This window comes from Leifsonia sp. NPDC058230 (genome assembly GCF_042882245.1).
Taxonomy (GTDB): domain Bacteria; phylum Actinomycetota; class Actinomycetes; order Actinomycetales; family Microbacteriaceae; genus Leifsonia.
Window position 1 is genome coordinate 302,921 of record NZ_JBHVWM010000001.1, and the last position, 21,229, is coordinate 324,149.

The 21,229-nt window shown below is 63.7% G+C and carries 24 protein-coding genes and 2 tRNA genes; 15 read left to right on the forward strand and 11 right to left on the reverse strand.

Features of this window, described 5'->3' with window-relative positions:
- Nucleotides 1–784 precede the first annotated feature (784 nt).
- The 6 genes from rsmG to rpmH are packed head-to-tail and all read right to left on the reverse strand — an operon-like array spanning nt 785 to nt 3,807.
- Complete coding sequence (gene rsmG / locus ACFVV0_RS01550) at nt 785–1,414, reverse strand: 16S rRNA (guanine(527)-N(7))-methyltransferase RsmG (protein ID WP_387057368.1); 630 nt, start codon at nt 1,412–1,414, stop codon at nt 785–787.
- A gap of 28 nt (nt 1,415–1,442) precedes the next feature.
- Nucleotides 1,443–2,009: a protein jag gene (locus ACFVV0_RS01555; protein WP_387057370.1), complete on the reverse strand. Its 567-nt coding sequence runs from the start codon at nt 2,007–2,009 to the stop codon at nt 1,443–1,445.
- Between the two features lie 13 nt (nt 2,010–2,022).
- Nucleotides 2,023–2,991 carry a membrane protein insertase YidC gene (gene yidC / locus ACFVV0_RS01560; RefSeq protein ID WP_387057372.1) on the reverse strand — a complete coding sequence of 323 codons (969 nt, stop codon included), beginning with the start codon at nt 2,989–2,991 and terminating at the stop codon, nt 2,023–2,025.
- A gap of 7 nt (nt 2,992–2,998) precedes the next feature.
- Complete coding sequence (yidD, locus tag ACFVV0_RS01565; protein WP_387057374.1) at nt 2,999–3,310, reverse strand: membrane protein insertion efficiency factor YidD; 312 nt, start codon at nt 3,308–3,310, stop codon at nt 2,999–3,001.
- Nucleotides 3,307–3,660: a ribonuclease P protein component gene (gene rnpA / locus ACFVV0_RS01570; protein WP_387057376.1), complete on the reverse strand. Its 354-nt coding sequence runs from the start codon at nt 3,658–3,660 to the stop codon at nt 3,307–3,309. The genes yidD and rnpA overlap by 4 nt, the downstream gene beginning before the upstream one ends.
- Before the next feature lie 9 nt (nt 3,661–3,669).
- Nucleotides 3,670–3,807 (reverse strand): 50S ribosomal protein L34, encoded by a 138-nt coding sequence (rpmH, locus tag ACFVV0_RS01575; RefSeq protein WP_223693057.1) that lies wholly within the window; start codon nt 3,805–3,807, stop codon nt 3,670–3,672.
- 444 nt (nt 3,808–4,251) lie between these two features.
- On the opposite strand from rpmH, the gene dnaA reads away from it, so the two are divergent.
- The 10 genes from dnaA to ACFVV0_RS01625 all read left to right on the forward strand — a co-directional run bounded on the left by dnaA (nt 4,252) and on the right by ACFVV0_RS01625 (nt 15,184).
- Nucleotides 4,252–5,679: a chromosomal replication initiator protein DnaA gene (dnaA, locus tag ACFVV0_RS01580; RefSeq protein ID WP_387057379.1), complete on the forward strand. Its 1,428-nt coding sequence runs from the start codon at nt 4,252–4,254 to the stop codon at nt 5,677–5,679.
- Nucleotides 5,680–6,082: 403 nt separating this feature from the next.
- The gene (dnaN, locus tag ACFVV0_RS01585; RefSeq protein ID WP_387057381.1) at nt 6,083–7,228 is read left to right on the forward strand and encodes a DNA polymerase III subunit beta; all 1,146 of its coding nucleotides are present in this window, start codon (nt 6,083–6,085) and stop codon (nt 7,226–7,228) included.
- Nucleotides 7,229–7,261: 33 nt separating this feature from the next.
- The gene (gene gnd / locus ACFVV0_RS01590) at nt 7,262–8,149 is read left to right on the forward strand and encodes a phosphogluconate dehydrogenase (NAD(+)-dependent, decarboxylating) (RefSeq protein ID WP_387057383.1); all 888 of its coding nucleotides are present in this window, start codon (nt 7,262–7,264) and stop codon (nt 8,147–8,149) included.
- 20 nt (nt 8,150–8,169) lie between these two features.
- On the forward strand, nt 8,170–9,345 hold the full coding sequence (gene recF, locus ACFVV0_RS01595; RefSeq protein ID WP_387057385.1) for a DNA replication/repair protein RecF: 1,176 nt from the start codon (nt 8,170–8,172) through the stop codon (nt 9,343–9,345).
- Nucleotides 9,338–9,838 carry a DUF721 domain-containing protein gene (locus ACFVV0_RS01600; RefSeq protein ID WP_387057387.1) on the forward strand — a complete coding sequence of 167 codons (501 nt, stop codon included), beginning with the start codon at nt 9,338–9,340 and terminating at the stop codon, nt 9,836–9,838. Before recF ends, ACFVV0_RS01600 begins: the two co-directional genes overlap by 8 nt.
- Before the next feature lie 123 nt (nt 9,839–9,961).
- Nucleotides 9,962–11,935, forward strand: coding sequence for a DNA topoisomerase (ATP-hydrolyzing) subunit B (gyrB, locus tag ACFVV0_RS01605; protein ID WP_387057389.1), 1,974 nt, complete (start codon nt 9,962–9,964; stop codon nt 11,933–11,935).
- A gap of 76 nt (nt 11,936–12,011) precedes the next feature.
- Nucleotides 12,012–14,546, forward strand: a complete 2,535-nt coding sequence (gene gyrA / locus ACFVV0_RS01610; protein ID WP_387059422.1) for a DNA gyrase subunit A — start codon at nt 12,012–12,014, stop codon at nt 14,544–14,546.
- Nucleotides 14,536–14,949: a DUF3566 domain-containing protein gene (locus tag ACFVV0_RS01615; RefSeq protein ID WP_387057391.1), complete on the forward strand. Its 414-nt coding sequence runs from the start codon at nt 14,536–14,538 to the stop codon at nt 14,947–14,949. Before gyrA ends, ACFVV0_RS01615 begins: the two co-directional genes overlap by 11 nt.
- 75 nt (nt 14,950–15,024) lie before the next feature.
- A tRNA-Ile gene (locus ACFVV0_RS01620) sits at nt 15,025–15,101 on the forward strand.
- 10 nt (nt 15,102–15,111) lie between these two features.
- Nucleotides 15,112–15,184 (forward strand) — tRNA-Ala (locus tag ACFVV0_RS01625).
- Between the two features lie 18 nt (nt 15,185–15,202).
- Here ACFVV0_RS01625 and ACFVV0_RS01630 read toward each other — a convergent pair.
- The gene (locus ACFVV0_RS01630) at nt 15,203–15,664 is read right to left on the reverse strand and encodes an Lrp/AsnC family transcriptional regulator (RefSeq protein ID WP_387057393.1); all 462 of its coding nucleotides are present in this window, start codon (nt 15,662–15,664) and stop codon (nt 15,203–15,205) included.
- A 93-nt stretch (nt 15,665–15,757) separates the two neighbouring features.
- Here ACFVV0_RS01630 and ACFVV0_RS01635 point away from each other — a divergent pair, with 93 nt between their 5' ends.
- Nucleotides 15,758–16,198, forward strand: a complete 441-nt coding sequence (locus tag ACFVV0_RS01635; RefSeq protein WP_387057395.1) for a rhodanese-like domain-containing protein — start codon at nt 15,758–15,760, stop codon at nt 16,196–16,198.
- Between the two features lie 19 nt (nt 16,199–16,217).
- Here ACFVV0_RS01635 and ACFVV0_RS01640 read toward each other — a convergent pair whose 3' ends face one another.
- On the reverse strand, nt 16,218–17,081 hold the full coding sequence (locus tag ACFVV0_RS01640; protein ID WP_387057397.1) for an Fpg/Nei family DNA glycosylase: 864 nt from the start codon (nt 17,079–17,081) through the stop codon (nt 16,218–16,220).
- A 47-nt stretch (nt 17,082–17,128) separates the two neighbouring features.
- Here ACFVV0_RS01640 and ACFVV0_RS01645 point away from each other — a divergent pair, with 47 nt between their 5' ends.
- On the forward strand, nt 17,129–17,548 hold the full coding sequence (locus ACFVV0_RS01645) for an NUDIX hydrolase (RefSeq protein ID WP_387057399.1): 420 nt from the start codon (nt 17,129–17,131) through the stop codon (nt 17,546–17,548).
- A gap of 7 nt (nt 17,549–17,555) precedes the next feature.
- Here ACFVV0_RS01645 and ACFVV0_RS01650 read toward each other — a convergent pair whose 3' ends face one another.
- Nucleotides 17,556–17,765 carry a PspC domain-containing protein gene (locus ACFVV0_RS01650; RefSeq protein ID WP_387057401.1) on the reverse strand — a complete coding sequence of 70 codons (210 nt, stop codon included), beginning with the start codon at nt 17,763–17,765 and terminating at the stop codon, nt 17,556–17,558.
- 74 nt (nt 17,766–17,839) lie between these two features.
- Nucleotides 17,840–18,382 (reverse strand): hypothetical protein, encoded by a 543-nt coding sequence (locus tag ACFVV0_RS01655; RefSeq protein ID WP_387057403.1) that lies wholly within the window; start codon nt 18,380–18,382, stop codon nt 17,840–17,842.
- 101 nt (nt 18,383–18,483) lie between these two features.
- Between ACFVV0_RS01655 and ACFVV0_RS01660 the strand changes: the two genes are divergently transcribed.
- Complete coding sequence (locus ACFVV0_RS01660) at nt 18,484–19,023, forward strand: peptidylprolyl isomerase (protein WP_387057405.1); 540 nt, start codon at nt 18,484–18,486, stop codon at nt 19,021–19,023.
- A 22-nt stretch (nt 19,024–19,045) separates the two neighbouring features.
- The gene (locus ACFVV0_RS01665; protein WP_387057407.1) at nt 19,046–19,894 is read left to right on the forward strand and encodes a rhomboid family intramembrane serine protease; all 849 of its coding nucleotides are present in this window, start codon (nt 19,046–19,048) and stop codon (nt 19,892–19,894) included.
- Nucleotides 19,895–20,117: 223 nt separating this feature from the next.
- Here the strand turns inward: ACFVV0_RS01665 and ACFVV0_RS01670 are convergent, their stop codons facing one another.
- Nucleotides 20,118–20,360 (reverse strand): cell division protein CrgA, encoded by a 243-nt coding sequence (locus ACFVV0_RS01670; RefSeq protein WP_387057409.1) that lies wholly within the window; start codon nt 20,358–20,360, stop codon nt 20,118–20,120.
- A 90-nt stretch (nt 20,361–20,450) separates the two neighbouring features.
- On the opposite strand from ACFVV0_RS01670, the gene ACFVV0_RS01675 reads away from it, so the two are divergent.
- Nucleotides 20,451–21,227 (forward strand): class E sortase, encoded by a 777-nt coding sequence (locus ACFVV0_RS01675; protein WP_387057411.1) that lies wholly within the window; start codon nt 20,451–20,453, stop codon nt 21,225–21,227.
- The last annotated feature ends 2 nt before the right edge of the window (nt 21,228–21,229 follow it).

Sequence of the window (21,229 nt, forward strand, 5' to 3'; positions counted from 1 at the left end):
GCAGAACCGGAGATCTCGCTCAGAACGGCCTGCTTTCCCGGTAACGACGGAGCTTTCACCGGGGCGTCGACCGAAATCTCCTACTCAAGGTCGGCCGAGGCGGGCTGGAATCGGGCGGCTGCTCGGTCATAGCCCCAGGCCGGCGGGGCCAATCGGAATGGCTCGCCCGAAGTGCTGCGTGTGGTCCAGTTCGTCGGGGGAGCGGTCGATTCGAGACGCGTAGTAGACGCGAGAATTGCCTGCTCCTCTGATCGTGTTGGTTGTTTCACGTGAAACATCGAGACCGTGGGCTATCGCTCGCACTCCTTGGCGGCTGAACTCGCGTTCCAACAGGCTCACTCACGCCACTGCCTCGTTCCGAAAGGCGCCCACTCGCGAGCGCACGTCAGCCGCCAACACAGGCTTCACCGAGAGCAGAACGGTGGGGGAGTGCCGTGGGTTGGGCGAAGCCGTCGTCGCATCACACCCAAAGTCGTCGCGAGTCCATCGTGCAAGGCGAGATCCGTCGTCGCGACAACGCCTCCTCATCAGCGCCGTGGTGTCTGTCCCGCGGCTGGACTCTCTTGCGAGACGGTCCCTGAACCAACAATGACGAAACGAAAACCTTCGGCGTGCCTGTGCCGGCAGTCGCAAAATCAGCGACGAATGAACGGCGGCGCCTAGCCCAGCCTCGGTAACCAACCATTCGACCAAAACGCGCGCGCGACAGGCGGTTTTCGGGTCGAATGATCCGAATTGTCCGTGCGTTCGGCGCCACAGGAGCGATCCTAAGCGCCGAATCCGCTCAACGGACGGAGGCTCGAATGACCCTCGTGACCTCGTCGAGCACGCCATCGCCGAGGGTGAGAACCTCTACGTCGTACAGCTTGAATCTACGGATCTCTTTCGCGGCCGCCTCGACCTCGGCCGGCGCTCCTGCACCCTTCATCAAGACGAGCTCGCCGCCGTCCCCGACCAGGGGAGCGGTCAGAGGGATCAGCTTTCGGAAGGCACTCACAGCACGAGCGGTCACCTGGTCGAGCGGTGAATCGAGGCGAACATCCTCGGCCCTCGCACGAGTCACCTGCACGTTCGCGAGACCCAGCTCGTCGACCTGCTCGTTCAGCCACGCCACGCGCCGTTCCATCGGCTCGATCAGCACGAAGGTTGCATCGGGCCGTGCGATCGCCAGCACGATTCCCGGTAACCCTGCGCCGCTGCCCACATCGCCGACCCGACCCGGCTTGATGAGCGGCGCGACAATCGCACAGTTCAGAATGTGGCGGGACCAGAGCCGGGGGAGTTCGAGCGGACCGATGAGTCCTCGCTCCTCGCCCTGCTCTGCCAGGCTGCGGGTGAACTGTCGCGCCAGCTCAATGCGATCACCGAAGAGAGGGACTGCGGCGGCGGGCTCGACTTCAAGAGTCTCAGTCACGTCGCGTCCTTCAGTGTTTCACGTGAAACTACGCAGCGGTGATGACAGTGTGGCGATCGCGTCCCTCGCCCTGAGAGTTCGAGACATAGCCGCGCTCGGACACGATGTCGTGAACCAGCTTGCGCTCGTACGAGGACATCGGGGGCAGAGCAGCCTGAGCGACACCCTCCTCGATGCGCGTGATGGCGCGGTCGACCAGAGTGGAGAGCTCCGCCTGGCGAGCATCCCGCGAACCACCGATGTCGAGGATCAGCCGCGAGAACGAGCCGGTCTTGTTCTGAACGGCCAAGCGGGTCAGTTCCTGCAGCGCGTTCACCGTGTCCGGCTTCGACAGCAGTCGGAGGTCACTTCCGCCATCCGTGTTCACGGAGATGTACGACCGTCCGTTGTGTGCGTCGATGTCGATGTCACCGTCGATGTCGGTGATGTCGAGCAGCTCTTCGATGTAGTCGGCTGCGATGTCACCTTCGCGGTCGAGCTCATCGGCGGTCGGCTCGGAGTACTCGGTGCCAGCTGCGCCAGCGACGGACTGCTCGGCGGCCTCGGGGGCGGTCTCTGCCGTGAACTCGGGTTCGGTCTGCTGCACGTCGGTCATCCTGGGATCCCTACTACTTTCCGGTCTGCTTCTTGGCACGGGTCTTGCTCACCGGCTGAACACGCTGCGTTGTCTTCTTCGGCGCCTCGGACTCGTTGACGGTGAGCACGACGGCGCCCTCCTCGTTGACGAGCTTTCCCTTTCGGGCGAGGCGCGCTTCGCGGGCCTTGGCGGCATCCGAACCGGGAGTCGGCATGTTGCGGATGACAAGGAACTGCTGGGCCATGGTCCAGATGTTGGAGGTCAGCCAGTAGAACATGACACCGAGCGGGAATGCGAAGCCCGAGAACAGGAACACGAACGGCAGCAAGTAGAGAAGGATGCGCTGCTGCTTGAACTGCGGGCTCGCCTTGGTCTCCGGCGACATGTTCTTGGAGACGATCTGGAGCTGCGTGAGGAACTGCGAACCCGTCATCAGCACGACCATCACCGCCGCGATCACCATGACGGCGACCTGCTGGGGGTGAGCGTTCAACGCTCCCTGGAAGCTCTGGTGCAGAGGAGCGATTCCGAAGAGGGATGCGTTGCCGAACTGCTGGGCCAGCGTCTCGTTCAGGGGGCCGACGCCTGCGTGACCGCTCTGCGCGCCGTTCAACACCTGGAACAGGCTGAAGAAGATAGGCATCTGGAGGAGGAGAGGAAGGCACGAGCTGAGCGGGTTCGTGCCGGTCTTCTTGTACAGCTCCATGGTCTCGCGCGACATCGCCTCGCGGGAGAACTGATCCTTCTTGCCCTTGTACTTCTCTTGGATCTTCTTGAGCTGCGGTGCGACTTCGAGCATCCGCCGCTGGTTCTTGATCTGGCGCACGAAGATCGGGATGAGCGCTGCACGCACCACAACGGTGAGGCCGACGATCGAGAGCACCCAGGTGAGGCCGGCGGCCGGGTCGAGACCGACGTTGGTCAGCAACCAGTGCCAGGCGACGAGGATCAGTTCTACGACCCACTTGATGGGCCACAGAATCGTTCCGAAGATATCCATGTGGGTGCTAGGCCTTTCCCTGGCTTGTGGCGACGACGAATCCGAACGGAGTCACCCGATAGCGACGTTTCTTCTTGAGCGGGACGTCATCGACCCCGCCGGCCGCCCACGGGTGACAGCGCACGATGCGCCTGATCCCGAGCACCGACCCGACGACCACACCGTGTTCTTGAATGGCCTGCAATGCGTAGGCCGAGCACGACGGGTAGTAGCGGCAGACATCTCCATACAGCGGCGAGATCACTGCCCGGTATCCGCGCAGCAGCAGCACAGCGACGTTCCTCGGCGCAAGGAGCACGGCTGCGATCGCGGTGTTCATCGACGGGGGTTGCCTCTACTGGTGATGCGGCTGACGGATCGTGTGACCTCTTCGTGCAGGGTAGCCCACTCCGCTTGAGCAGAGCCTGGTAAAGCCCTGATCACGACGTCCACGCCCGGTGTCATCTCGGGGAGCAATTCGTGTGCGATCGCTTTCAATCGTCGCCGCACGAGATTGCGCCGGTTGGCAGTGCCCACCGTCTTTGCGACGATAAAGCCGAATCGCACCACCTGAGAGTCGGGATTCGGGCGGAGGTACGTCACGGTGTTCGTGTCTGTGGCACGAATACCCCGACGAACCGTCGCCTTGTAGTCCGCCCCCCGCGTGATGCGATTGGCCTTGGCGAGCACCGGTTCGGACTAGGCGGAGAGCTTCGTGCGACCCTTGCCGCGGCGGGCGGCCAGGATGGCACGGCCGGCGCGGGTGCGCATGCGCAGGCGGAAGCCGTGGGTCTTGGCGCGCTTGCGGTTGTTCGGCTGGAACGTTCTCTTGCTCATATCAATCTCCGTGTGGTCTCTTAACAGGCCGGTGCTGAAGGATGGGCCAGCACGGGGAGGCCGTGAAAAGTTTTTGGGCAGCCTGAACGGCTGAAGTCAACTGGTTAAAGCTACGGCGTCGGCCGCACGAGGTCAAACCGATCGCGCCAAATCCATTGATTATGCACAGGATTGGCAGGAAACCGAGCAGCGACGCGCCGGTGTATTCCGGTTATCGAATTTGATCCACAACCTGTGGACAAGTTACCGTGAGGACGAAAGTTATCCCCAGCCTTACCTCTCGAGGCTGGAGATCGCTACGGTATTGCACACACAGCGGGTGGATAACTCTGTGAATACCCATCCGGCGGAGACCTGAAATCCGTCGGACCGACGACCGGGTCACGATGAAGTGGCACCCTCCGTCGGTTGACGGCATCCACACCAACACGAATACGGGGAACGATGGCAGGCGGCGAAGCGTCCATATCTGCGGCATGGCAGAGCGTGCTCAACACATTGGAGTCAGATGACCGCATCACGCCGCAACTCCATGGATTTCTGAGCCTGGTCGAGCCCAAGGGCATCATGGCCGGAACCTTCTACCTGGAGGTCCCGAACGAGTTCACTCGCGGAATGATCGAGCAGCGAAGCCGGGTACCGCTCCTCAACGCGATCGGGACCCTGGACGACGACCTCGCCGTCACAACGTTCGCGATCGTGGTCAACCCCGAGATCCAGCAGGAGAGCATGGCCGGCGCGGCCGAGCCGTCCGAGGCCGCATACATCGAGACCCAGGTCGTGACCCCTACCTCGATCGCCACCGAGATCACAGCGCCGCCCCGCAACAGCGACACCCGCCTCAACCCCAAGTACAGCTTCGACAACTTCGTCATCGGCCAGTCGAACCGCTTCGCCCATGCTGCGGCGGTCGCCGTCGCCGAGGCACCGGCCAAGGCCTACAACCCCCTCTTCATCTACGGCGACTCCGGTCTCGGCAAGACTCACCTCCTGCACGCGATCGGCCACTACGCGATGAGTCTCTACCCGGGCATCCGCGTCCGGTACGTGAGCTCCGAGGAGTTCACGAACGACTTCATCAACTCGATCGCGAACAACCGAGGGTCTTCGTTCCAAGCGCGCTACCGCAACATCGACATCCTGCTGATCGACGACATCCAGTTCCTGCAGCGAGCGGTCGAGACCCAGGAGGCGTTCTTCCACACCTTCAACACCCTTCATGACCACAACAAGCAGGTGGTCATCACGAGCGACCTGCCGCCGAAGCATCTGACCGGCTTCGAAGACCGGATGCGGTCCCGCTTCGAGTGGGGTCTCATCACGGATGTGCAGGTGCCCGACCTCGAGACCCGCATCGCCATCCTGCGCAAGAAGGCTCAGAGCGAGAAGATCCAGGTTCCCGACGACATCCTCGAGTTCATGGCGTCGAAGGTGTCGAGCAACATCCGCGAGCTGGAGGGCACGCTCATCCGTGTCACCGCGTTCGCGAGCCTCAACCGCACGCCGGTCGACATGCCGCTGGTCCAGACGGTGCTGAAGGATCTGATCACCCTCGACGACGACAACGTGATCGCTCCGACCGACATCATCACGAACACGGCCGACTACTTCAAGCTCACCGTCGACGATCTCTACGGCTCCAGCCGGTCTCAGGCTGTCGCCACCGCTCGTCAGATCGCCATGTACCTCTGCCGTGAGCTCACCAATCTGTCGCTTCCGAAGATCGGTCAGCTGTTCGGCAACCGCGACCACACCACTGTGATGTACGCGAACAAGAAGATCAGCGAGCTGATGAAAGAACGCCGCTCGATCTACAACCAGGTCACCGAGCTCACCAGCCGCATCAAGCAGAACCACCGCTACTCCAAGTAGCGAGCGCGTTCTCGGAGTTATCCACAGCCTCTCCCCAACGTGGGGAGAGGCTGTCTTGCTCACATGTGGATAACTTGTGGAGAAGATGCCGAAACTCGGACACTTAATGGGGACGAATCGTGAATCCCTGTGAATTGCGCCCCATCCAGCACCCGTCGAATTCCCCGCTGTACGACTGGAGTCCCCAGCTCATCAACAAGTCACAGGACTGTAGTTCCCAGCTGTCGACCGGGTTCGAGCAAGTTATCCACAGTTTCCACAGCGGTTAACACCATTAATCGTTAATTCTTCTTAGTGGGGAGGCCGACAACCTTCGCCCCAGCTCGAATCACAACTTCGGCCGACGGAGGCAAGCGCTAGGATTTGTCACGATCCATTGCCCGCTTACGACAGAGGTGACTTCGTGAAGTTCCAAGCCAACAGGGATGTATTCAGCGAAGCCGTTTCGTTCGCCGTGAAGCTCCTCCCTCAGCGGACGACCCTTCCCATCCTGAGCGGCGTTCTGATCGAGACGACCGACACGGGTCTGCAGCTGTCGTCGTTCGACTATGAGGTCTCTGCCCAGACCGAGATCGCAGCCGAGGTCGAAGAACCCGGGCGTGTGCTGGTCTCCGGTCGGCTCCTGGCGGAGATCGCAGCGAAGCTCCCCAATGCTCCGGTGCAATTCTCTACCGAGGAGTCCAAGATCGTCGTCCGGGCCGGATCGGCGAACTTCACTCTCCTGTCCATGCCCGTCGAGGAATATCCGAGCATCCCGCAGGTCAGTGGCGAAGCAGGCCTCGTGCCGGCCGACGAGTTCGCCGAGGCCGTCGCGCAGGTCGGCGTGGCCGCATCCCGAGACGATGTGACCCCGGTCATCACCGGTGTGCAGCTCGAAGTCGGCAACAACACGCTCGGTCTGGTGGCCACCGACCGCTACCGCGTTGCTGTGCGGGAGATCGACTGGGACAACGGCACAACCTCTGGCGAGCCCGTGACCGCCCTCGTTCCGGCCCGAACCCTGACCGAGATCGGCAAGACCCTCGGTCACAGCGGCACCATCGCCATCTCGATCACGAACCGCGACGACCGCGAGCTCATCGCCTTCACGGCCGACAAGAAGACCGTGACGTCCTTGCTGATCAAGGGCAACTTCCCACCCGTGCGCCGGCTCTTCCCCGAGTCGGTCGAGAACTACGCGGTCGTCAACACCGCCGAGCTCATCGAGGCGACACGTCGTGTCTCGCTCGTGCTCGAGCGCGAAGCCGCCCTGCGATACTCCTTCTCCGCCGATGGACTCACCCTCGAGGCCATCGGCTCGGAGCAGGCTCAAGCATCCGAGAGCATCGACGCTCTCCTCACTGGCCAGGAGACGGTGGTTTCGTTGAAGCCGCAGTTCCTGCTCGATGGTCTCGGTGCGGTGCACTCGGAATTCGTGCGCATTTCCTTCACCAAGACCGACAACCCCAACAAGCCGGGTCCTGTGCTCATCACGAGCCAAACCTCGAAGGACCAGGCAGGCGCAGACAACTACAAGTACCTGCTGCAGCCCAACCTGCTGCTCAGGTAGCTGAAAGCGTCCGACAGGAGAAGAAGGACAATCATGCACATCGGCCTTATCGGTCTCGGAAAAATGGGCAACAACATGCGTGCCCGCCTCGAGAAGAACGGCATCGAGGTGACCGGCTACGACACCAATCCCGACGTCTCGGATGTCGCCACGGTCGCTGACCTCGTCGCAGCACTCCCGGCCCCGCGCACGGTATGGATCATGGTGCCGGCCGGCGCGATCACCGATGCCGTCATCACCGACCTCGAGCCTCTGCTCGAGAAGGGCGACCTCGTCATCGATGGCGGAAACTCGCGCTTCACGGAGGACTTCAAGCACTCTGCACAGCTCGCGCCCAAGGGTGTCGACTTCATGGATGCCGGCGTCTCCGGTGGAGTCTGGGGCCTCGACAACGGCTACGGACTGATGGTCGGCGGAAGCAAGGAGCAGGTCGAGCGTGTGATGCCGGTCTTCGACGCGCTGCGCCCCGAGGGTCCCCGCGATGAAGGCTTCGTGCACGTGGGCGAGGTCGGCGCGGGCCACTACGCCAAGATGGTGCACAACGGCATCGAGTATGCGCTGATGCAGGCGTACGCCGAAGGCTATGAGCTGCTCGACACCCGCAAGGACATCATCAAAGACGTCACCGGCACCTTCAAGGCCTGGCAGCGTGGAACCGTCGTCCGCTCCTGGTTGCTCGAGCTGCTCGTGCGCGCCCTCGAGCAGGACCCGGACTTCGAGCACATCGAAGGCTACGTGCAAGACTCCGGTGAAGGCCGCTGGACCGTCGAAGAGGCACTGGCGAACGCTGTGCCGGTTCCGACGATCAGCGCTTCGATCTTCGCGCGCTTCGTTTCGCGTCAAGAAGACTCGCCGGCCATGAAGGCCGTCGCCGCACTGCGCAACCAGTTCGGTGGACACGCCGTCAAAGCAGTCGACTGACGTGCGCGGCTAATCCAAGAGTGCGTGTCACCCATCTTTCCCTGACAGACTTCCGCAATTATCGAACGGCGGAAGTGCCGATTGCGGCCGGCGCGAACCTTTTCGTCGGCCGAAACGGCCAGGGCAAGACGAATCTGGTCGAATCGCTCGGCTACCTGAGCACCCTCGGGTCGCACCGGGTGTCGAGCGACCAAGCCATGATTCGAAAGGATGCGGAGTCCGCGATCGTGCGGGCGCGCATCCACCACGAAGGTCGGGACCTCCTCGTGGAACTCCAGCTCAATCGCGGCTCGGCCAACCGCGCGCAGGTCAATCGGTCTGCGATCAAGACGCGTGAGCTGCCGCGGTACTTCTCCAGTGTTCTGTTCGCTCCGGAAGACCTGGCACTGGTTCGAGGCGAGCCGAGCATCCGTCGCCGGTACTTCGATCAGCTGCTCGTTCAGCGCAATCCGCGTTTCGCGGGCGTTCTGGCCGACTACGACCGGGTGCTCAAGCAGCGCAACACACTGCTGAAGTCGGCCCGGGCATCCGGGCTGCGCGAGAGTCAGCTGGGAACGCTCGACATCTGGGACGAACGCCTCGTCGCGCTCGGCTCGGAGCTGGTGGATGCACGGGTCGACCTGGTCAACCGGCTCACCGACCCGCTGGTGTCGGCCTACCGCTCGGTCGCCGGCGACGATCATCACCCGGTCCTGGTTCCATTGCTCACCATCCGTGGCGCCGACATCGACGACGCGGATGCGGAATCCCCTTCCGATCCTGCGGCTGTAACCGGGTCGACCGGTGTCGCGACAGCCGACGCGTTCCGCGAGGCGCTCGCCTCTGTTCGAAGAAAAGAACTGGACCGAGGGCTCACACTCATCGGGCCGCACCGCGACGACATCCTCTTCGAGCTGAACGGCATGCCGGCCAAGGGGTACGCGAGCCATGGCGAGTCGTGGTCGTTCGCACTGGCGCTGAAACTCGCCTCGGCCGAGCTGCTCCGGCGCGAGTCGACGACGGGGGATCCGGTGCTCATCCTCGACGATGTGTTCGCCGAGCTCGATCAGGCCCGGCGCCGGATGCTCGCAACCGCCGTATCCGGTTACGAGCAGGTCTTGATCACAGCGGCCGTCTACGACGATGTCCCTGAAGAGCTGACCGCGCACACGGTGCGGATCGAGGCCGGCGCAGTCGTCGAGGGCGACGATGTCTGACGATCAGCAGCAGATGAGCGAGGCTTCGGCGGTGTACCTGCGCTTCCGGGAGATCTTCGGCGGCGTTCCGGCTCGGTCTCGGCGGGCGAAGCGGCGAGACGAACGCGACCCGAGTGCGAGCCAGCCGTTCGGCAAAGGCCGAGATCCGCACGGGCTCGGCGATGTCGTCGACTCGCTCGCCACGCAACTCGGCTGGACGTCTTCGCTGGCGCAATCCGACCTTCTCGCGGGCTGGCGCGAGCTCGCCGGTGAGGAGACGGCGAAGCACGCGATTCCGGAGGGCATCACCGACGGTGTGCTGACCGTGCGCTGCGAGTCGACGGCGTGGGCGACGCAGCTCAGGATCATGCGTTCGGACCTTCTGGCGACCATCGCCGACCGCTTCCCCCAGGCTGATATCCAATCCATCCGTTTCCAGGGCCCTGACGCCCCCTCATGGAAAAGAGGCCCCAGGTCGATTCCAGGGCGCGGTCCGCGCGATACTTACGGCTGAGTGCACAAAAGAGGTCGGCGGCCTAAAAATAGCGCGTCAGACGGGCGATTTTGGCCGTTCGTCCAGGCGGCTCTTGGTAGACTGGAGAGGTCACACTGAGTGCGGTCAGGAGCCTAATTTCATATGACGCTGGAACCAACAAAAGCCGAGTCGGAACACGACTACGGAGCGAATGAGATCCAAGTTCTCGAAGGTCTCGAAGCCGTACGCAAACGACCCGGAATGTACATCGGTTCCACCGGACCCCGCGGACTCCACCACCTCGTGCAGGAGATCGTCGACAACTCCGTCGACGAGGCGATGGCCGGCCACGCCGACAACATCGAGGTGACCATCCTTCGCGACGGCGCCATCCGCGTCGTCGACAACGGCCGTGGCATCCCCGTCGACATCCACCCGGTCGAGCAGAAGTCGACGGTCGAGGTCGTCTTGACGATCCTGCACGCCGGCGGAAAGTTCGGCGGCGGCGGGTATGCGGTCTCGGGTGGTCTGCACGGGGTCGGAAGCTCCGTGGTGAACGCGCTTTCGGAGCGCCTCGACGTCGAGGTGCGCCGGCAGGGAAACGTCTACCGCCAGAGCTACCGCAGCGGGGTGCCACAGGCTCCGCTCGAGATGGGCGAGGAGTCCGACGAGACCGGAACCACCATCACGTTCTGGCCGAGTCGTGAGACGTTCGAGACCGTCGAGTTCGACTACGACACGCTCCGCACCCGTTTTCAGCAGATGGCGTTCCTCAACAAGGGACTGCGCATCGCGCTGACGGATGAGCGCCCGCACGATGACGACGAGGAGAACCGTTCCGACGTCTTCCTCTACGAGCAGGGACTGACCGACTACGTGCGCTACCTCAACTCCGCCAAGAAGGCGGAGGTCGTGCACGACGAGATCATCTCCTTCGAGTCCGAGGACACCGATCGCAAGATCTCGCTCGAAGTGGCCATGCAGTGGACCACGGGCTACAACGAGAGCGTCTTCACCTACGCGAACACGATCAACACGCACGAGGGCGGAACCCACGAAGAAGGCTTCCGTGCCGCACTGACGACGCTGGTCAACCGATACGCGCGAGAGAAGGGCATCCTGAAAGACAAGGATGACAACCTCTCCGGCGACGACGTGCGCGAGGGTCTGACGGCCGTCATCTCGGTGAAGCTCTCCGAGCCGCAGTTCGAGGGCCAGACGAAGACCAAGCTCGGCAACACCGAGGCGAAGGCGTTCGTGCAGAAGGTCGTCGGCGACCAGCTCGGCGACTGGTTCGATCGCAATCCGAACCAGGCCAAGGAGATCATCCGTAAGTCGCTGCAGGCGGCCACGGCCAGGCTCGCAGCCCGCAAGGCTCGTGAGACCGCCCGTCGCAAGGGTCTTCTCGAGGGCGGCGGGATGCCCGGCAAGCTCAAGGACTGCCAGTCGAAGGATCCGTCGATCTCGGAGATCTTCATCGTTGAGGGCGACTCGGCCGGTGGTTCGGCCGTGCAGGGCCGCAACCCCGAGACGCAGGCGATCCTGCCGTTGCGAGGCAAGATCCTCAACGTCGAGAAGGCCCGGCTCGACCGCGCGCTCGCGAACAACGAGGTGCAGGCGATGATCACGGCGTTCGGCGCCGGCATCGGCGAGGACTTCAACCCCGACAAGGCGCGCTATCACAAGATCGTCTTGATGGCGGATGCGGACGTCGACGGCCAGCACATCACCACGCTGCTGCTCACCCTCCTGTTCCGCTACATGCGTCCGCTGATCGAGCTCGGCTACGTGTATCTCGCGCAGCCGCCGCTCTACCGGCTCAAGTGGACCAACTCGGAAGACGAGTACGTCTACTCGGATCGGGAGCGCGATGCGTTCCTCGCCGCGGGCATCGCCGCAGGCAAGCGCATCCCGAAGGACAACGGCGTGCAGCGCTACAAGGGCCTCGGCGAGATGGACTACAAGGAGTTGTGGGAGACCACGATGAACCCTGAGACCCGCACGCTGCTGCAGGTCACTCTCGACGATGCGGCCGCTGCAGACGAGATCTTCGCCACGCTGATGGGCGAAGACGTGGAGTCGCGCCGCAATTTCATCCAGAAGAACGCGAAGGACGTGCGGTTCCTTGACATCTGATAACACCACTTCCGGCGACGGCACTAACGACGTCCCCACCGACGGCGAGTCAGGCGAGTCCGTCGAGACCGAGATCGTGATCGCTGACGGAGCCGGCTTCGGCATCCACGGCAGGATCGATCAGGTCGACCTGCAGTCCGAGATGCAGCGCTCCTATCTCGACTACGCGATGAGCGTGATCATCGGGCGCGCGCTGCCCGAGGTGCGCGACGGCCTCAAGCCGGTGCACCGCCGCGTGATCTACGCGATGTTCGACGGCGGCTACCGCCCCGACAAGGCGTTCTCGAAGTGCGCCCGTGTGGTCGGCGACGTGATGGGCCAGTTCCACCCGCACGGCGACTCGGCGATCTACGACGCCCTCGTGCGCCTGGTGCAGCCGTGGAGCCTCCGGTACCCGCTGGCTCTCGGGCAGGGCAACTTCGGTTCGCCCGGAAACGACGGGGCGGCCGCTCCTCGATACACCGAGACGAAGATGGCGCCGCTGGCGCTCGAGATGGTCCGGGACATCGACGAGGAGACCGTCGACTTCCAGGACAACTACGACGGGCGCACGCAGGAGCCCGCCGTTCTCCCGTCGCGCTTCCCGAACCTCCTGGTCAACGGATCCGTGGGCATCGCGGTCGGTATGGCCACGAACATCCCGCCGCACAACCTCCGAGAGGTCGCCGACGGCGCGCTGTGGCACCTGGCCAACCCGGATGCCCCCCGTGAAGAACTGCTCGAAGAGCTCATCAAGCGCATCAAGGGACCGGACTTCCCGACCGGCGCCCAGATCCTGGGCGTCAAGGGCATCCAGGACATGTACCGCACCGGTCGCGGGTCGATCACGATGCGTTCGGTCGTGACGATCGAGGAGATCCAGGGCCGCGTGTGCCTGGTCGTCACCGAGCTGCCCTATCAGGTCAACCCCGACAACCTCGCGATCAAGATCGCCGAGCTCGTCAAAGACGGCAAGATCGGCGGCATCGCCGACATCCGCGACGAGACGTCCGGCCGCACCGGTCAGCGCCTCGTGATCGTGCTCAAGCGCGACGCGGTCGCGAAGGTCGTGCTGAACAACCTGTACAAGCACACCCAGTTGCAGGAGAACTTCGGCGCGAACATGCTCGCGATCGTCGACAACGTTCCCCGCACCCTTCCGCTCGACGGTTTCATCACCGCCTGGGTCGACCACCAGGTCGACGTGATCGTGCGCCGCACGCAATACCGTCTGCGCCGCGCCGAGGAGCGCATCCACATTCTCCGTGGCTACCTCAAGGCGCTGGACGCGCTCGACGAGGTCATCGCGCTGATCCGCCGGTCACCGACCGCTGACGACGCGCGAACCGGACTGATGGAGCTGCTCGAAGTCGACCAGGTGCAGGCGGATGCGATCCTCGCCCTGCAGCTGCGTCGCCTGGCCGCCCTCGAACGCCAGAAGATCCTCGACGACCACGATGCTCTGCAGCTGGAGATCGAAGAGTTCAAGGCGATCCTGGCCGACCCGCACCGCCAGCGCACGATCATCAGCGAAGAGCTGACCGAGATCGTCGACCGGTTCGGCGACGACCGCCGCAGCGAGATCATGTTCGGCTTCGACGGCGACATGAGCATGGAAGACCTCATCCCCGAAGAGGAGATGGTGGTCACCGTCACGCGCGGTGGTTACATCAAGCGCACGCGGAGTGACAACTACCGCAGCCAGCACCGCGGCGGCAAGGGCGTCAAGGGTGCCCAGCTGCGCGGCGAAGACGTGGTGGACCACTTCTTCGTGACGACTACCCACCACTGGCTCCTCTTCTTCACCAACAAGGGACGGGTCTACCGCGCCAAGACGTACGAGGTGCAGGAGGCCGGTCGTGACGCGAAGGGACAGCACGTCGCGAACCTGCTCGCCATGCAGCCGGATGAGGAGATCGCCGAGATCCTCGACATCCGCGACTACGAGGCGGCCAAGTACCTCGTGCTCGCCACTCGCGACGGTCTGATCAAGAAGACGGCGCTCAGCGAGTACGACACGAACCGCTCCGGCGGCATCATCGCCATCAAGCTCCGCGAAGAGGACGAACTCGTCTCCGCGCTGCTGGTGGAGGAGGACTCCGACCTGCTGCTCGTCTCCCGCAAGGGCATGTCCATCAGGTTCACAGCGTCGGATGACGCACTGCGTCCGATGGGACGTTCGACCTCCGGCGTGATCGGGATGCACTTCCGCGGGGAGGACAAGCTGCTCGACGCATCCGTCGTCTCAGATGAGGGATACGTGTTCGTCGTGACCGAGGGAGGCTACGCCAAGCGCACCTCGGCCGACCAGTACCGCCTGCAGAACCGAGGCGGTCTGGGCATCAAGGTGGCCAAACTCAACGACGACCGCGGTGACCTGGTGGGCGCATTGATCGTGGACGAAGACGACGAGGTCCTTGTGGTTCTTGCCAGCGGCAAGGTGGTACGCTCTGCCGTGGCCGAGGTACCCGCCAAGGGCCGAGACACCATGGGTGTCGTATTTGCACGTTTCGCCGAGTCCGACAAGATCATCGCTCTGGCTAAGAACACCGAGCGTAACCTCGATTCTCAGGAAATTGACGAAGAATCAGGGGAAGCCGCCGGGAAGGAAGAAACCGTAGATGAGCAGTAGTGTTGCCGAAAAGCTCGCCAGGAAGTCATCCCGTAGACCCGCGTCCAGCAAGCAGGTGCGCCTGAAGCTGGTCTACATCGACTTCTGGTCGGCCGTGAAGCTCTCCTTCCTCGCCGGAATCTGCCTCGCCATCATCGCGATCGTGGGCACGTTCCTGGTCTGGACCGTGCTCGACCGCACCGGAATCTTCGACCAGATCAACGGTCTGTTCAAAGACATCTCGGGTGCCGGCGGAAGCGACCTCAAGTCGATCCTCGGTCTCGGCCAGGTGATGGGCTTCTCGCTCGTCGTGGGCGTGCTCGACATCATCGTGATCACTGCGCTCGGCGCCGTGTTCGCGCTCCTCTACAACCTCTCTGTGAAGATCACCGGCGGACTGCTCGTCGGCTTCACCAACAACTAGTCCGGCTCCGGTCGATTCGGGTCCGCTCGATTTCGTTTGGAGTGGCAGATCAGGTAGTCTCTAATCTGCCCAATCGGGGATATAGCTCAGGCGGTTAGAGCGCTTCGCTGATAACGAAGAGGTCCGAGGTTCAAGTCCTCGTATCCCCACCATCACCCACTCGGGGCCTTAGCTCAGTTGGTAGAGCGCCTGCTTTGCAAGCAGGATGTCAGGAGTTCGAATCTCCTAGGCTCCACAGGAACATCGATCGCCGTCACTGCGGAGGAACGATCACGCGGGTCGGAAACGGGCTGGAATACGACACGCTCGTCGTGACGCTCCCCAGGGTTCCGATCCTCCCGCTCACCTGTTCGAGGTGTCGCATCGACGTGGCCACCACCTTCAGAATGAAGCAGTCGTCGCCCGTCACGTGGTGCGCCTCGATCACCTCCGGCGTCTCCGCCAGCAGATCGTGGAGCGGCTTGTAGACGCTGCTCGGATACCGCAGGCGGAGGAACGCGAGGATCGAGTACCCGAGTCGCTCGGGGCTGACGACCGCGCGATAGCCGCCGATGACTCCGGCCTCCTCCAGTCGCCGCACACGTTCCGCGACGGCACTGTTCGACATGTGCACGGTTCGCGCGAGCTCGGCGATCGAGAGCCGGCCATCACGCTGAAGTTCGTGGAGGATGGACGCGTCCACCGCATCCGTGCTGAATGTGGAATGTTCGGCCATTCCCGTATTCTGCCACCACATTTTCGGCTGACGGCTCTGAACGCCGGTGATCGTCTGTTCAGAACAGCGAAACGGTTCCATAATCTTGTGCTCATGACGATCTCAGCCCAGGAGGCCGCGCGCCACTTCGCCGCCAAGCTCCAGTTCGAAACCGACCCGTCGGATGTCAAAGCGGCTCAGGATGCGGGGGAGCCGTTCGTGCTCGTCGACTCCCGTGGCGAGGCGGCCTGGCGGCAGGGCCGAGCGCTCGGAGCCATCCACCTGCCGACGTCCGAGATCGCGGAGCGGGCGACCGGGCTCATCCCCGACGGCACGCCGGTCGTCGTGTACTGCTGGGGACCCGGCTGCAACGGTTCGACCCGTGCGGCGCTCGCGTTCAGCCTGCTCGGGTATCCGGTGAAGGAGATGATCGGTGGTTTCGAGTACTGGGCGCGTGAAGGTCTCGCAGTCGTCGACGACGCCGGTCGCATCGAGCGGACCGTTGACGAGCTCACAGCACCGGTCGGCGTCGGAGCCATCGACTGCGCGTGCTGAGCTCCCGGGTGGAGAGCAGCTACTTCAGCAGTCGTGAGAGCACGCGGTCGGCCAGCGGCTTGCCACCGGTCTGACACGTCGGGCAGTACTGCAGAGTCGAGTCGTGGAAGATCACCTGGCGAACAGTGTCGCCGCAGACCGGGCACAACTCTCCGGTGCGACCGTGCACCTGCATACCGAGCTTCTTCTCGCTCTTCAGCTCGGAGGCGGCCAGGCCATCGGCGCGGGCGAGCGCACCGCGGAGCGTGGACTGCAGCGCGTCATAGAGTCGGGCGACGTCGTCGGCTGGCATGTCGGAGGGCTTGAAGGGCGACATCTTCGCCGTGTGCAGGATCTCGTCGGAGTAGGCGTTGCCGATGCCCGCGATGATGGACTGGTTGCGCAGCACTCCCTTGATCTGAGCGCGGCCGGCATCGTGAAGGATGCGCGAGAACACCTCTACCGTGAACGCATCGTCGAGCGGTTCGGGGCCCAGGCGGGCGACACCGGGCACCTCGCTCGGATCGCGGACCACTGAGATCGACAGACTCTTCTTCGTGCCGGCCTCGGTGACATCGAAACCCGTGCCGTCGTCGAGGATGAGGCGCGCGGCCAGGGGTCCCCGACTGGGCCGGCCGGTGGGCGGTGGGGGAGGGGAATCGCGCCAGCGGATCCATCCGGCGCGGGCGAGGTGGATGACGATGTGGAGGTCGCCCGCTGCGATGTCGAGGAACTTGCCGTGCCTGGTCACTCCGCTGATAGTGGCTCCGGAGACCGCGGAGACAGGCGGGTCGAACGTCTTGAGGGCGGCGAACGCCACCACCGCGAGCCGATCGATCACCCGGCCCGAGAGTCGGGAGTTCAGATCGGCGGCGAGTGCTGTGACTTCCGGCAGCTCAGGCACCCCTCTAGTCTGCTCTTCGCCGCCGACATCCGCAGTAGGGTGACGAGATGGATATCCGCGTAGCCGCATACGGCGTGATCATCGACGACGACCGCATCCTCCTCGCTCACTGGCGAGAGAACGGGCGCTCAGGATGGACGCTGCCGGGCGGGGGGATCGACCCGGGCGAGGACCCGGTCGACGCCGTGGTGCGTGAGATCGCTGAGGAGACCGGGTACAACGCCGAGGCCGGCGAACTGCTCGGCATCGACTCGCACATCGTGCCCGCAGAACAGCGCTTCATTCCGGATGCGGGACCACTGCACGCGCTCCGCATCGTCTACCGCGCGAACGTCGTCTCAGGCTCGCTGACCAACGAGGTCGATGGTTCGACGGACGAGGCCGCCTGGTTCAAGCTCGACAGCATCCCGTCGCGGCGCGTGGAACTGGTGAACGTCGCGTTGAGGATGGCCGGGCTCGCATCCTGAAGCGGGACTAGACGACTCGAACGTTGATGGGCTGCTCCTTCTCGGCCGGAATGATGATCCACAGCGCGATGTAGGCGATCACCTGAGGGCCGGGGAGCAGGCAGGAGATCAGGAAGAGTGCGCGCATGGTCCACGGCTTCCAGCCGAAACGCCGGGCGAGCCCAGCACAAACGCCGCCGAGGATCCGGCCGTTCAGGGGTCGTTGCAGAATGTTCATGCTTCAACCGTGACACCGGATCGTCGGCGGCGCTATGGGGGTTTCCCCCGATTCTCGACGGGGGAGCGGACGACTCAGTCGGCCGCGGGGGTGGTGGGCTCCTCATCGGCGACCCAGAGCTCGTCGTCTGCGCGGAACGTCTGCCAGATGGCGTAGAGCACGCCGATCGCGGCGATCACGCCGAGGCCGACGGCGATGATGGTGCCGGCACCGGGTCCGGACTTCTCGGTGGCCGACGAGACTTTCTGCTGCACGTCTTTGCCGGCCTTCTTGACCTCGCCGATGAACGCACGGGCGCGGGCATCTCTCGCGTGATCGACCACGGACATCGCCGTGCCGATGGTTGCGCCGACGGCGGGGATCACATCGGTCACCAGCCTGTCGCGGGCACTGCTGGCCGCGCGGCCGGCGCTCTCAGCGGCCGGACGAACGTACTGGTCGTACCCGTCGCGGACGCGGGGAGCGATCTCCTCGCGGGTGTAGTGGCCAGCCTGCCGACGGGCCTCTGCCGCGACTGCATTGGCGTGGGCCAGGACGTCTTGCTGGTGTCCCCACAGCTCTTCGGCGCTACTGCGCAGGCGCTCGAGTTCCTTCTTCCGCTTCCGTGTCAGGCTCATCTGGACCTCCATTGCGTCGTGTAGCGAATTGAATCCATCTTGCCACTGAAAGGGCTGTGGATGACCCGAGAGCCCACAACCCCTGTGCAAGAATTGATGGCATGTCAAAGCACACCGCTGTCGCCACGCTCCACACTAACTACGGAGACATCAAGGTCAACCTCTTCGGCGATCACGCGCCCAAGACGGTGAAGAACTTCGTCGGCCTGGCGACCGGTGAGATCGAGTGGACGAACCCCACCACGGGTGAGAAGACCAAGGACAACCTCTACGACGGTGTCGTCTTCCACCGCATCATCCCCGGCTTCATGATCCAGGGAGGCGACCCGCTCGGCAACGGAACGGGCGGCCCCGGCTTCCAGTTCGACGACGAGATCCACCCGGAACTCGACTTCACCGAGCCGTACATCCTGGCCATGGCCAACGCCGGCATCCAGATGGGTCACGGCACCAACGGCTCGCAGTTCTTCATCACCGTCGGCCCGACCACCTGGCTGCAGGGAAAGCACACCATCTTCGGCGCGGTCGAAGACGAGGCGTCGCGCAAGATCGTCGACAAGCTCGCCGAGCTGCCGACGGATGCTCGCGACCGTCCTCTCGACGACGTGGTCATCGAGTCGGTCACCGTCGAGCAGGTCTGAACCTGTCACACACGGCAACACGATGAGTCAGCCCGTCGACGACCGGGCCAGCCATTGCTATAGGCACCCGGATCGCGTCAGTTATGTCCTTTGTCAGCGTTGCGGGCGCACGATCTGCCCGGAATGCCAGACGCCTGCAGCTGTCGGTGTGATCTGCCCGGAGTGCATGGCGCAGCAGCGCGCAACACAGCCGAAGACCAAGCCGGCCATCCTCACCCGGATGACAGGCCGCGGCGCCCCCGTGGTGACGTATGCGCTCATCGGCATCTGCGTGCTGGTGTTCATCCTGCAGTCCATTCCCGGCATCGGCGGCTCGGTTACCCAGGCGATCCAGTACGCGGGAATCTACTCGGATCCTCGGCTCTTCCAGCCGTGGCGCATGCTCACCACAGTGTTCGCCCACGGCAGCTTCATCCACATCGCCCTCAACATGTACACGCTGTGGATCTTCGGGATGCTGCTCGAGCCGCTCCTGGGACGAGCCCGGTATCTCGCGCTCTTCCTGATCAGCGGCTTCGCCGGATCGCTCGGGGTGCTCCTGATCGCGAGCCCCACGCAGCCGGTGGTGGGTGCATCCGGAGCCATCTTCGGAATGTTCGGCGCGTTCTTCGTCATTCAGCGGAGACTGGGCGGTGACGCTACCCAGCTGCTTGTCCTGATCGGCATCAACCTCGTCATCGGCTTCATTCCCGGACTAGGCATCGCCTGGCAGGCGCACGTGGGTGGTCTCATCGGCGGCGCCCTGGTCGGGCTCATCTACGTGGAGACCCGGAGGATCTCGCGGCAGCGCTGGCAGGTGCCCTTGCTCGTGGCGCTCTGTGTCGTTCTCGTGGCGCTCAGCCTGATCCGTTTCGTGTTGCCGAACGCCTGATCCCTGCCTGCAGCGTGGATAAGTTATCCACAGCCTTATTAACAGTGGGGATAATTACAGCGGTGTAACTCTCCACAGGCTTATTAACACTGGGGAGAACGACCCGGGCGCCGGATTCCCCACTGTGGACGGTTCCTGTGGATAACTCGCTGGGGGCACGAGAAAGCCCGGGAGGCACCGAAGTGCGCTCCCGGGCGGAAAAGCCTGGATCGTGTGGGGCCGACTAGCGCCAGCGCGTGGTCATGAGGAAGCCAATGAAGGCGATGCCGAAGCCGACGAGGATGTTCCACGCGCCGAGCGCGGGAATCGGGTACTGGTTCTGGCTCACGTAGAACACGATGATCCACACGAGGCCGATCAGCATGAAGCCGAACATGACCGGCTTGAACCAGACGGGGTTGGGGGAGTCCTCACCGGACTGCGCGACGCTGCGCTCGGGCTTGGTCTTCGACTTGGTACGGGCCATAGCACCATAGTGTAGCGGGCGGAACTGGGGGGAGTTCGCGGTGCGTGGATCACCTGCCGTTACACAGGTACGCCAACTAGAATTATGGATATGACCAGTCTCGATCCCAGCCCGCGCGCGCCCCAGCGCAGGCGGCGGCGGCCCTCGCGACGACCGACCTTCTTCGGCGTCGTCGGCGAGCTCCTGATCACGGCCGGCGTGCTTGTGCTGCTATTCCTGGGCTGGCAGACCTGGTGGAACAGCCTCATACTCAGCGGCCAGCAGACCAGTGCGGCCAGCAGCCAGAGCCAGAAGTGGATCGACGACGCGAAGAAGGTACCGCCGCCCTCAGCGGGTGATTCCGCGAACCCGCCGGTGATGAAGGCACCCGCCGACTACCAGCCGTTCGCTGTGATCTACGTTCCGCGTCTCGGGCCCGACTGGAAGCGCACGATCCGCGAGACCGTCGACACCCAGAAGGTGCTCAACAGCTTCGACGCCGGAGTCGGACACTACAAGGGCAGCCAGATGCCGGGCGAGGTGGGCAACTTCGCCGTGGCCGGTCACGACAGCGGATGGGGGAACACCTTCATCGACCTGCGCAAACTGCACATCGGCGACCACATCTACGTGCAGACACCTGACGGCTGGTACACCTACACATTCCGCAACTTCGAATACGTTCAGCCGACGGCCGTCAGTGTCGTGCTGCCGGTGCCCAGGTTGCCCGACGCGCAGCCGATCGACCGGCTCATGACGATCACGACGTGCAATCCGCCGTTCCACTCAGGCGAGCGCCTGATCGCCTATAACGTTTTCCAGGGATGGCGGCCGACCGCGGATGTGCCGAGCGAGATTGCGGCCCTCGTGACCGCGAACGGAGGGTGACA